This is a genomic window from Metabacillus sp. KJ11-3, assembly GCF_055808295.1.
The window spans coordinates 1,590,929-1,603,589 of the sequence record NZ_CM147865.1 but is presented as its reverse complement, the minus strand read 5'-3'; the positions used below and the strand labels follow the sequence as shown (position 1 = coordinate 1,603,589).

11 protein-coding genes are annotated in these 12,661 nt (G+C 36.5%); all 11 read right to left on the bottom strand.

Annotated elements, in window-relative coordinates; translation table 11 throughout:
• Positions 1-72 precede the first annotated feature (72 nt).
• Positions 73-504, bottom strand: a complete 432-nt coding sequence (locus tag AC0L8O_RS08445; protein WP_473447322.1) for a YueI family protein — start codon at positions 502-504, stop codon at positions 73-75.
• Positions 505-1,042: 538 nt separating this feature from the next.
• A complete protein-coding gene (locus tag AC0L8O_RS08440) occupies positions 1,043-2,332 on the bottom strand; it encodes a multi antimicrobial extrusion protein MatE (RefSeq protein WP_473447320.1) in 1,290 nt (429 codons plus the stop codon).
• Positions 2,333-2,584: 252 nt separating this feature from the next.
• Positions 2,585-3,673 carry a Gfo/Idh/MocA family protein gene (locus tag AC0L8O_RS08435; RefSeq protein WP_473447318.1) on the bottom strand — a complete coding sequence of 363 codons (1,089 nt, stop codon included), beginning with the start codon at positions 3,671-3,673 and terminating at the stop codon, positions 2,585-2,587.
• Positions 3,670-4,656 (bottom strand): Gfo/Idh/MocA family protein, encoded by a 987-nt coding sequence (locus tag AC0L8O_RS08430; RefSeq protein ID WP_473447316.1) that lies wholly within the window; start codon positions 4,654-4,656, stop codon positions 3,670-3,672. The genes AC0L8O_RS08435 and AC0L8O_RS08430 overlap by 4 nt, the downstream gene beginning before the upstream one ends.
• Positions 4,657-4,671: 15 nt before the next feature.
• On the bottom strand, positions 4,672-5,781 hold the full coding sequence (locus tag AC0L8O_RS08425) for a Gfo/Idh/MocA family protein (RefSeq protein WP_473447314.1): 1,110 nt from the start codon (positions 5,779-5,781) through the stop codon (positions 4,672-4,674).
• A 21-nt stretch (positions 5,782-5,802) separates the two neighbouring features.
• Entirely contained in the window at positions 5,803-6,681 is an 879-nt protein-coding gene (locus tag AC0L8O_RS08420) for a sugar phosphate isomerase/epimerase family protein (RefSeq protein ID WP_473447312.1), read from the bottom strand.
• A gap of 32 nt (positions 6,682-6,713) precedes the next feature.
• On the bottom strand, positions 6,714-7,421 hold the full coding sequence (locus AC0L8O_RS08415; RefSeq protein WP_473447310.1) for a carbohydrate ABC transporter permease: 708 nt from the start codon (positions 7,419-7,421) through the stop codon (positions 6,714-6,716).
• Between the two features lie 136 nt (positions 7,422-7,557).
• Positions 7,558-8,508 carry a carbohydrate ABC transporter permease gene (locus AC0L8O_RS08410; protein WP_353579790.1) on the bottom strand — a complete coding sequence of 317 codons (951 nt, stop codon included), beginning with the start codon at positions 8,506-8,508 and terminating at the stop codon, positions 7,558-7,560.
• Positions 8,509-8,564: 56 nt separating this feature from the next.
• The gene (locus AC0L8O_RS08405; protein ID WP_473447308.1) at positions 8,565-9,866 is read right to left on the bottom strand and encodes an ABC transporter substrate-binding protein; all 1,302 of its coding nucleotides are present in this window, start codon (positions 9,864-9,866) and stop codon (positions 8,565-8,567) included.
• A 289-nt stretch (positions 9,867-10,155) separates the two neighbouring features.
• Positions 10,156-11,307: a GntR family transcriptional regulator gene (locus tag AC0L8O_RS08400; RefSeq protein WP_051475504.1), complete on the bottom strand. Its 1,152-nt coding sequence runs from the start codon at positions 11,305-11,307 to the stop codon at positions 10,156-10,158.
• Between the two features lie 181 nt (positions 11,308-11,488).
• The gene (locus tag AC0L8O_RS08395; protein ID WP_473447306.1) at positions 11,489-12,481 is read right to left on the bottom strand and encodes a Gfo/Idh/MocA family protein; all 993 of its coding nucleotides are present in this window, start codon (positions 12,479-12,481) and stop codon (positions 11,489-11,491) included.
• Positions 12,482-12,661 lie beyond the last annotated feature (180 nt).

Sequence of the window (12,661 nt, the reverse complement as noted above, 5' to 3'; positions counted from 1 at the left end):
AGGTTGTTTCCATATATTACGGATGGATCTGACGAAATGATCTGGGACAAACGTGGTTTTTTGATAACTTTCCTAAAATAATTTTTTAAAAAACCGAATAACACTATTATCGTTATGTTCTTCTTTTTGTTCTGTTTTCTCCTGTTTTGATATGTATATATCCTCAATGTTTACGGCATGATCATATGCTAATACAAGCCCCAAGTCACTATCATGTTCTTTATTTGTTGAAAGTGAAAATTTGTTTCCAACTTTATTGGCTAATTTAATATAGTCGGAAAGATAGGAGTAGTTCATATTTCCATTGAGAAAAAGTGTGGCCTGCTTGTTTTTTTGCATTAGGTCTTCCACTTCTTTATATGTTCCAGGCTCTCTGACTTGTGTTTTCGTAAGAACGACGACAACTCTTTCACGCAACGTCCCTAAAAACTTTCTTCGCTCATCGGGATTTATTTCTCGTGGTCCGTGAATTCCTTGTTGAATATACTCATCTAAACGATCCATATTCTCCCTCCAATCATTTATAGTCTATCCCTTTTTTAAAATTTTTTACAGAAATACGCACTTCACTATTCTCAATAGGTATCAATAATTAAATTATGTTAACTAATTTTTTATAAAATATTGGTTTATTGCTCCATAACGGTCATTGAAGAAAAGAAGGCACCATCCTGACTAATGAATTAATGGAACTTCAAAAAGTTGAAGAGTGGATTACTTCTCAACTAGAGAAACTGTATCAAACAAACGTAAAGGAAGTCCTCTTGGCAATCCTTGCTAATGAAGATAAACTAAATGTGTTTTTTATAAATAATTCAACTGAAATTATAAGTATATACTCAATTATTGGGTTTTATTTGGATGATTAACCCAACAACTGAGAATTCGTTTCTCTCACCATAAATTTTAGACGAAAATCATATTTTTAATTTTTACAATTGAACAAGTATAAGTGTACAGAAAAAATAGAACGCCGTAAGCTCTTTATTACAAAGGGCTTATGGCGTTCCAAAGGCAAATATTTGTCTTGATCAGTATTGATTTATCCATTCACAAAATTCTTTTCCGTGTGACGAAGCTGATTTTTCTTTCCTCTGCTGAACAAAATAAAGGCTAATATACCAAGTTCAGAAAGCATTCCAACAGATTGAGCTATAGCACCGATCCTTCCATTCCAGTGCGGAAAAACGGTTGAAAAAATAAGAAGGACAAGGAATGTAAAAATAAGATTTGTAGATTGTGAGTAAACCATTATTTTAGTCTGTTTTTTTACCATTAGTAAGCCATTACAATAATCAATAAACGGAAAAGCCAGTGTCATCAGCATAAAGACATAAAGACAGTCAAGACTTGATGTAACAAGGCGATCATTTGCTCCTAAAACATGTTCAATAAAAAATGGCCCGATTGGTGACATACAAAAAACAGCTAATATTAATGTCGGAATAAATCCAATCATAAACGTAAATTGCTGCACCTTTTGAGGATGGTCTTTGTGAAACGTCAAAACGATTTGATGTGTATATGTAAAGAAACTTAAAAATAATTGGGTAATGCTAAGAGCAATCGCATAAGACGCAATGGCTAATTCAATTTCATTCGTTTTCCCTAAAAAGGAATTGATCACCGGTCCAACCATGACAATAATTAACGAAGAAAGAATAAGAGGATGATAAAATTGAAATATCTGTTTCTTTGTTCTGATCGAATGTGTTGGGTCTTTATCGACCATCTTTTTCACAAGTACTCTGCCTTCCAGAAAACTGATTAAACTCTCGACCATCATTCCTGATAAAAAGATAATCGCCCCTGTTCGGGCATTGATATTCCCTGTTTTTATAAAATATAAAGACAAAAGATACATAACAATCAAACGGATGATCATCCCAATCGTTAACCATTTTGTTTGTCTATTCAAAATAATAACACCTTGAAATAAGCACCTTATTGCAGAAAAAAACGTGACAAAGATGAGAACTTGGTACACACTAATTATTTCCGATATCATGCTTTGATCTGCTCCAAAAAATGTTGAGAATATCCACTTTCCTATTGGAGTAAAAGCAATGGAAGCAGCAGCCAACATTAATCCCACTACAACATAAGCGCTTACAGTCGACATAGCATGAAAAGAGACTTTATCGCGCACTAATGCAGAGCAGGCATTTCGCAGCAATACTCCCAAGCGTTCGGTAATGCCAAACAAGCTCATCGCTACGACATAACTTGCGATCATAATTTCTGCGTTATTTCCTCTCGTTAATGTTCCGTTAATAATCATATGGGAAAACGTAACTAAACTCGCTGACAATCCTAAAGGTACAAAAAACATGAGAATCTTCTTGGTCGATAACGTGTCATCTTGAGAATTAATAATGGTTCATCTCCCTTTTTAATGGTACGGTCATTTTATCTTCGATTATTTAGATTTATCTTCGATTTTACCATTTTATCAACGATTATAAAGATTTATTTTCGATTTCCGAAATATATTTTCGATTAGACATTTTTCGACACAAAGACTTCAACAAAACGCACTGCAATAGGAAAGAGAGAAAGATCTCTCTTTCTCTCTTTGGTCCATCTAATTGAAATTTGGAATTTCGATTGAAACCTCTCTACCTTCATCTGAAGATCGTAAAATTCCATCAATAATTGCCTGATTAATGACAATCTGTTCACCAGGTATTGGAGCAGACCTGCTTTCTTTTATGCTCACAACAAAATCCCGGACTTTTTCATAAAAAATGTCAAGCTGATGTTGTTTAACTGGAATCTCTGTTTCAACGTGGTGACCTTTTATATCATGAAACATGCTAATTTCACCAATTCCACCGTCCCAAACCCCGCTCCATGGTCCACTTCCGGCTGGTGTTAATTTTAACCCGGCATCTGTTCCTAAAAATAGTGTTGGTCCAAGAGAATCCATATGCATGGCCCAGGAAATTTTAAAATTCAGGACAATCCCACCTTCTAATCGAATAAAGGCGGTACCAAAATCTTCTACATCAAACCGATCTGCCTCTTGATGATAAAGAGGATTTGTTCCAAAATGATTTGACGTGTAAGCAGAAACGGTAAGAGGCCTTGGATAACCAAGTGTATTTAACGCTAAATCCAACGAATAACATCCTATGTCTGCCATTGCCCCTGCGCCTGCAAGCTCTTTATTTATAAACGTTCCACCAGGCATACCGCGGCGGCGCCCTCCACCAGCTTGAACATAATAAACATTTCCTAGTTGTCCTGATTGAACAAGCTCTTTTACCGCTTGCATGTTAGGGTCATATCTAGGTTGAAATCCAACCGATAACATACGATCAGCTTTTTTAGACGCCTCTACCATCTCGATTGCCTGTTGTAATGTAACAGCCATTGGTTTTTCTACTAAGACATGTTTTCCAGCTGATAAAGAATCAACTGTTGTATGATGATGGGCAACATTTGGAGTGCAAATGCTGACTCCATCTAGATCTAATTGTAAAAGTTCCCGATGATCATCAAATGCTTTTGCATCTTTAAGCTCGAGATTTTGAATAAATTCCTTTGCTTTACCTGGAATCACATCGGCTACAGCAACGATCTTCACATCCGGCATTTTCTTATAAGCTCGTGCATGTGCTGCAGCGATTCCTCCGCTTCCAATGATGCCAATTTCGATTACTTGTGTCATAAAGATCCCTCTTTCTGAGCTGAATGAGGTTGATAGCCAGAAGATTGATAGATTTTTTCTGTCAATCTTACAACTTCCTTCGCGAAGTCCCCAGGCACCATTACCTCATGTTCTCCTAGTATAGAACGAATAAAGCTTTGATCGGAATTTGTTGTTTGTTCCGGAAGTACAGGTACTATCGGCTCTTCTCCTAGTTTTCGAATCGTTAATTTCCCATTATCAAAAAAGATCGCTCCCTGCTCTCCGCAATAAACATAGGTTTCATGCCAACAAGGAGCATTTCCAATAATGGTGAGCCCTGCAATAACATTATTTTCAAATCTTATTGTTGTAACCGAATCCAATTCAACCGGACTTCCATGTGTTTCTATTGTTGCCTTTATCTCCAGCGGTTTTAACCCAGTTGTCCATAAAAGTACATCTATAATATGACTACCAGAATCCATCAACATCCCTCCACCGGATAGATCAGGATTCTGTCTCCACGTATTTTTTGAAAGATGACCCCACTCTTGATAAAGGTTGGCAGAAACAGAGGTAAGCTTCCCGATGACACCTTCTGAGATAGCATTTCGTATATACAAGAATGAAGGTTCAAAATGCCTTTGATAAGATACTTGCAGTATTCTTCCTTTCTCTTTTGCCAATTCAATCAAATGAGTTGACTCTTCAACAGAACATGCCATTGGTTTTTCTACTAACACATGACATTGATGTTCCAATGAATCAACAACATGCTGCTTATGAAGAGTGTGTGGAGAGCAAATGATTACAGCATCCAATGCAATGTTCTCTAACATTTCTTGATGATTAGCAAACTGTTCCACCTCTGATAGATTGAATGTTGTGAGAAAGTGTTTTCTATTATGTCCACTTGGATCGGCTATTGCTTCAATTTTCACATTTTTTTCAGCGAGCATTTGTTTTGCATGCAAATGTGCGATGCCACCAGTACCGATAAAACCGAGTTTGATTTGTTTCATAAGATTTCCCCTTTCTTATGAGTTTGACAAAAGAGCTGCTTTTTCATCAAAATATACCGCTTTACCCGTTTTAGCAGATTCATAGATTGCTTCTAAAATTTGTGTGACAACATATGCCTCTTCCGGCTTTACAACCGGTTCTGTATCATGAAGGATATTATCAATCCACATCCGTGCTTCTAAATCTGCATCAGATTCCACGCTGCCATCGTAAAATGCTACTCCACCAGGTCCTAGATCAACATTTGTTGTATATAGCTTCCCGAAGTTTTCTCCATTAATCCTTAACCCATCCTTCATATCTGCTCCACCTTCAGTACCACTTAATGAACATTTAGCTTCATCCACATCTAAGGAATTTAGCGCCCAGCTAGCCTCTAATACGATCGTAGCTCCGTTTTCCATTGTGATAAAACCAAAAGCAGAATCTTCAACTGTGAATTTTTCAGGATCCCAAGGTCCCCAAGCATTTGCTGCATTTCTTTTTTGACTTAGCTTATGGAATGATGAGCCCATAACAGACTTCGGCTTGTAGTTATTCATCATCCATAATGTTAAATCAAGTGCATGTGTACCAATGTCAATTAATGGACCTCCTCCTTGCTTTTCTTCATCGAGGAATACTCCCCATGTAGGAACAGCGCGACGGCGAATGGCATGTGCCTTAGCGTAATAAACTTCTCCAAGATCTCCACGTTCACATAGTTTATGTAGGTGCTGGCTATCAGGACGGAATCTGTTATTATACCCGATTGTAAGTTTCTTACCTGAACGTTTTGCCGCTTCCAGCATCGCACGTGCCTCTTGGGATGTTTTTGCCATCGGCTTTTCACACATGACATGCTTTCCAGCATCTAAAGCCGCGATCGAAATTTCTGCATGTGAATCATTAGGTGTTAACACGTGAACGACTTCAATCGTTCCATCTTCAAGCAACTCTTGATAATTTTCATACACTTTTGCATCCTTTATTCCATATTCTTGTGCTGCTTTTTCAGCTCGTTCAACAATCACATCACAAAAAGCAACAAGCTCAACAGCCTCTACTTTTTTCAAACTTGGCATATGCTTTCCATTTGCAATTCCACCACAACCGATAATCGCTACTCTAACTGTTTTTGACATAGTAAAATTCCTCCTCATATTTTATTTAAAATAGATAGATAGATGTTCTTTTGCTTTTATAATTCCTTGACGTTCTGCTTCGAGCGATCCCCAATATCGATGGTCTTCCAACTCAATACTTACTGGTCCTTGGTAACCAATTTTATCCAAACGAACAGCAACCTTCCCCCAATCAACCTCTCCTTGGCCCGGTATTGTGTAACGCCATGAACCTTCAGAAAAATCATACTTTGACCCAAATGTTGCTGGTAAAATGCCATGTTCGTAGAGATCATCATGAAGGATTTCTGTGTCTTTCCCATGACAATAATTCACTCGATCTCCGAACTCAGTTAATACTCGCAAGTGATCAATACCAAGCCTTACCAGGTGTGAAGGATCATAGTTTAGCCCGAAATGCTTGGACGGAATTTCATTAAACATAGCTCTTAACATTTCAGGTGTTGTGCCTAATGTTGGATAATATGGGGCAGGTCCAGGCCATCCTTCAAGAGCAATATAAAGATTTTCTTTCTCAGCTTGTTTGACAATGGTTGGAAATGATTCTTTCCAAATTGAGAACGCTTCCTTTCTGTTCATCGTGATATCTTCTGGAACTAGGCACATAAAGATAACACGGCCACCTAAGCTTGCAATCTCGCTAAATTGTGCATTAATTGACTCAACTGCTTGCAAGCGCACCTTTTCATCAGAGCTTAATAGCTTTGTTTGCCCTACCGCTCCAAGACCATCAATTGAACCTACTTCTAATCCGTTTGTTTCTAGAGCAGTTTTAACCTCTTCATTGAAATATGGCACATCTATCACATCGATCCCTACGCTTGATGCCCATTTTGCTAATGATTCAATACCATCTGCTCCAAGTTTTGGTGGGATCCTCATTCCGATTTGTCTGTTCATTTTCATCGCCTCCAACTAAAGTCTCTATTATTTTATTTAATACCACTGAATGTAATGCCTTTAATAAATGTCTTCTGTAAAAAGAAGAATAATATAATGACAGGAACGGTCATCATGGTTGAAACTGCCATCATTAATCCCCACTCAGAACCTTTTTGACTTTGGAATTGCTGAAGTCCGAGTGATAACGTGTACTGAATCGAATCAGTTAAATAGAGTAATGGACCGATAAAATCTGTCCAACTGGCCATAAATTGAAATAAGCCAACTGCTAAAACAGCAGGTTTTGCTAGCGGCAGCATAATTTGCCAATAGATTCTAAATTCCCCCGCTCCATCAATTTTCGCCGCTTCTCTTAAACTATCAGGCAAGCCCATAAAGAATTGTCTTAAAAGAAAGATATAAAACGGAATGCCAAAAAATGCAGGTATGATTAAAGGATAAGGTGTTCCAACTAATCCTAATTTCTCGAATAATAAGAAAAGAGGGATCATTGTAACCTGTCCTGGTATCATCATGACACCAATTGTGATAATAAAAAGAAGATTTCTGCCTGGCCACTTTAGTTTTGCGAAGCTATAGGCAACAAGCGGACAAGATAATACAGCACCAAGAGTACTGAATAATGTAATGATGACCGTGTTTTTCAAATAGGTGAAGAACGGAATATAGTTCATTGCATCAATATAATTACTCCATTGAAAAGGTTTTGGAATCCACTCAGGCGGAAACGTAAACACTTGGTCCAACGGCTTTAATGAGGTTGATACCATCCAAATAAACGGAATTAAAAAAAGAAAGATGCGACAATTAAGATTATATGTGCCAGACTTTTGGAAACAGTTTTTTTTGTTGTTCCATCCATATTCTTCCCCCCTATTTTCCTTGATAATGAACCCAGCGCTTAGATGTAATAAATACAACAGCTGTTAAAGCCATGATAATGATAAACAAAATCCAAGCCATGGCTGATGCGTAGCCCATCTTAAAGAATTTAAATCCATTGTCATATAAATACATGACATAGAAAGTTAATGAATTCGCCGGTGTCCCTTGTCCTTGAGTTAACGTGTAAGGTAAGGTAAATTGCTGGAACGCGCCAATAATTCCCATAACCAAGTTGAAAAAGATTACAGGTGTTAATAAAGGTAGTGTAATATGAAAGGTTTTCTGAAACCAATTTGCCCCATCTACATCTGCCGCATCATAGTAATCATCAGGTATATCACCTAATCCGGCTAGATAAATTACCACCGCCTGACCAATTCCCCATAAAGACATGAGTATGAGGGAAGGTTTTGACCATGTTTCACTTCCAAGCCATGCCGGCCCTTCAATTCCAATCGTATTTAATAATCCATTTACAAGTCCGAATCCCGGATTTAGGAGCCACATCCATAAAACAGCAAGTGCTACGTGTGGAACAAGTGTTGGTAAGAAAAAGATTGTTCTGTAAACGGCCATACCCTTTACTTTCATATTCAACATCATCGCTAATGCAACACCAAAGATAATACTTAATGGGACAAAAAAGACAGTAAAGTAGATTGTATTGTATACTGATTTCCAGAACAAAGGATCATGAAATAAATCTTTATAATTTTGAAGTCCAATAAACTCACCGGGTTGAAGAATACTATATGTTGTAAAGCTAAAGTAGATCGAAGAAAATAACGGAATTGCATAAAAGATAATAAGTCCTATGATCCATGGCAAAGCAAATAATATTCCATATTTATATTCTGAAAAATTTGTTAGCAAATTTTTACGCTTTGTACGAACTTGGACATGTTGAGTTGTTCTTTCATTTATCGGATTACTTTTCACCTGCAATTACCTCCTGTCATTTTAAAGGCAAGGGAGAAAAACATCTCCCCCGCTTCTTATTTATTGAGCTCTTTGTTAACCTTGTCAGTGACTTTTGTTAACAGCTCTTCAGGAGTACCATTTCCTCTTGTTGCGTTCTCCACTGCACTTGCTAATTCATTCCAATACAATGACCCTTGCGTCATAACAGGTCGATGATGTGAAACAGGTAAAATGTCTACAAATTCCTTTAAGATAGGGTCTTCTTTATATCCAAGTTCTTCATTGACTGAATCAATAACAGAAAAGTCTCTTGAAATACCGCTGAATATTTTTTGGCCTTCTTCACCACTAAAGAACTTGAGGAATTCCCATGCTGCTTCTTTATTTTTCGCTCCTTTTGGAATGACTACCGACCAGCCGCCAGACCATGTCGTATGATTCTCACCAGTTGGTGTTGGCATTGGAAATACGCCATAGTTCAAGTCCGGCTTAAACTTTTTGATCGCGGAAACCTCCCAAGGTCCACTAACTTTCATACTAAGTTGCCCTGTTAGGAATGGATCCATTGCACCTGTCCCCTGCGAATCTGTAAAGCCTGCAATATCTTCTACATCATATTTTTGAGCGTAATCTGTCATCCATTGTAATGCTTCCACTACTTTTGGATCATTTGCTGTTGCTGTATTTGTTTCAGGATTGAAAAACTCTCCACCAAATGCCCAGCCCCATCCATATAACCAGCCTTGGCCAAACCAAGGGATAAATCCGATTCGTTGGAATCTACTTCCCTCTTTAATGGTTAACTTTTCTGCTGCCGCCTCAAGTTCTGCAATCGTTTTAGGCGGGTTATTTGGATCTAAGCCTACTTCTTCAAAATGATCAACATTAAAATAGACTAAACGAGAGTCGGTTGAAGTAGGTAAGCCATACAATTTTCCTTGATAGCTTGCTTCTTCCCATGCAAATGGATAATACATATCCTTCGTTACTCCGCTTCCTTCAGCAAGTTCAGTCAAGTCCTCTAATGATCCTTGAGCAGCCCAAGAACCAATTTCAAATCTATCAAAATAAGCAACATCTGGCGGATTTCCTCCAGACACAGCTGTTAGTAATTTTTCGTTCTGTCCTTCCCCTTGATTCGCAGTATAAACTGCATTAATTTTTATATCCGGGTGTTTTTCTTCAAAAGCTTTTATAACTTCGTCAACAGCCTCACCTGTAACATCTGTCATGGAGTGCCAGAACGTAACCGTTGTTTTTCCGTCGTTTTCTTTACCATTAGATGAACTAGAGTTTGATGAACATCCTGTGATAATAAGTGAAAAAGTCATCAATAAGATCAATGTTAAAAATCCAACTTTTCTTTTCTTTTTCATTCCAATCCCCCTCAAAATTGTGATGAAAATGCTTAATCAATAGAAAAACATCGGTCCTCCCTTCCCCTTCATATTTCTGTGTTGCAAAACAAAGCTGTATGTACCACCACTAAATAACAGCGCTTACATTAAAGTTCAAAAAATAACTTCATATGATATAACAACTAAGCAACTTATTATTAATGGTATGTTGTTAGATTAACAATTTAATATTGTTATGTCAATATGATTTTTAAAGATTTTAAAATTTCAAAAAGGAGCTGTCCCAGGTTCAGGCAGCTCCTTATTACTATCTATCGTATGTGTTTACTGGGGTTTTAGTTGAATTCCCTTCTAGAAATGTGAAATCAATAACAGTATGTTTAGGTTCTTTTTCTCCCTTTAAGATATGTTTAGATAATATATCAACTGCTTTATTTGCTATATCTACTTCATTCTGTTTGATATGAGTGTAATCCGGGCGTTTATACGGATGTGTTGGTGAATCAAAACATACAATTGAATAATCTTCAGGTATTTTATGGCCTAAATCCTGTAATACTTTTGATATCAATAAAGCCCAGTCATACTCACATGCTACAAATGCTGAGATTGTTGGATTAGATTGAACAAACTTTTTTATAATCTCATAGTTTGTTTCGAATAAACTTTGTTCTACTTGTGTTTGTTCAAGGCTATTCAGTAAAGTTAACAACATAAATTCTTGTTTCAATTGAATCCCCTGTTTTGAATAAGCCAGTTGAAATCCTTGCACTCTTTCTTCAATCGCAGAAGTTCCTACAGGTGAGGATGAAATAAAGCCTATGTTTTGGTGACCTAATGTAAATAAATAATTTGTGAGCTGCTCACCGGCTAGTCGATTATCTGTACAAACAGAGCTTGCAGGAATTCCTCTTAGATAGCGATCTACCAAAACAAGAGGAAAGTTTTTTAAACTTAACTTAAGCAACTCAACATTGTAGTTTTCACCATGCACAGGAAAAATAATGAGACCGTCAACTGAGTCATTTACTAATTGTTTGATTGCCTTTTCTTCCTCTTCTATATTTCCATGTGTTTGCCTAATAATTAGATTTGTATTCTTTTGTGCACATGCCTTTTCAATCGCTTTTACTAAAGTTGTACCAAAGTTATCAGAAAAGCCCGGTATAATGAGAGCAAATGTATACCTTTTTTCACTTCCATTTGTCACGGTTGAGTTTTTTGATTCACGATCTTTCTCGTTATATTGCTTAGAAACAAATGAACCTTTACCTCTTATTCTTTCTATGATCAGATTTTGTGCCAGTAAATCTAACGCTTTTTTAGAGGTAATTCGACTAACGTTAAATTTATCTGAAAGCTCTTTTTCAGATGGAACCCGATCACCATGGTTTAAAAAACCCTTATTTACTTGATCAATAATATAATCATAAATTTGCTCATAAAGTGGAGTCTTCATATGTTATTCACCTTTTAGTATAGTTGTTATATCCAATATATCATCTTGTGAGTAATAAAACAATAAATAAGTCCTATGTATATTTCAGGAGACTTGATTAGGAATAGTTCTTTTAACGCTTTTTCATTTCAAAAATAAAAAGCCTAAACATCCCCAAAAAATGTTTAGGCTACATTCTCAACTATTCTACTTCAATCTTAGTGTAATTTTGATTTGATAATGCTGAGAGCTGGTTTATTAATGTTAAGCTTTCCATATCCTCTAAAGTAATGGAAGGTGATTTGTCAAAAAGAATATATTCCACCCATTGTTCTAACGGCATTGGCAATGATGCGGGCATATTTTCTATACTGACTTGTTTTTCACCTAACTTCTTACAATTAATATAGGCTTTAGATTCTTCTATCAATAAGCACCCTTCCGTCCCATACAATTCAAGTTTGAATGGTGAACCATATGAAACGAAACTCGTTTCAATTATTCCTAATGCACCTGATATATATTCAACTAGAACAACAGCATTGTCATCAACCTCATGTCCTAGTGTCTTTTGCAATCTTGCTGTCACTGCTTTTGCTTCTCCCGCTAATCTATTTGTTAAGTAAATAGGATGGGCTCCCAAATCGATCAATGCTCCACCACCGCATTGTTCTTTATTAAAGAAATGTTCAGGTAACCAGCCATGAGGATGGTCATCAAATGGAACTGCTCCATTATGTGCACATCGACATCTAATTGAAGTTAATTGACCTAATAACCCCTGGTCTATTACCTGTTGTGCATATAAATAATAATTTGTTGTAAGTCTAGGCAATGAAAGCATTAACTTAACTTCATGTTCCTTTACTGCGGCAAAAATATCACGGCAATCATCTACACTAAGAGCTAATACTTTTTCAGAAAAAATATGTTTTTTATGTTGAGCCGCAAGAATAATCACTTCTTTATGTAGGTTTGTCGGTGTATCAACAATAACTGCGTCTATAGTCTCATCCTTTAGCACTCTATTTAAATCAGGTTCAAAAGCAACTCCTAATTCGTCTGCCCATTGTTCACCTCTTTCAGGCTTTTCATCCCAAACTACTTTTATATTTATATATTTATTTTCTCTTGCTTCTCTTGCATAATCTACTGCATGAACATGCCATTTACTTAACATCGCTATATTTATCATAAATAACTCCTCCTTATTCTTTTTTCGTGATACCGCTTACATTATAAACGTGTATTACTCTATCAATCAATTATATTGTCTATTATTATGCATTATTCTTTTCAATCAAGTAAACATGAAATATCTATAAGTTTTTATTAACAACAGAACTTTCCATTTAATATCTCACACTATTTCTGG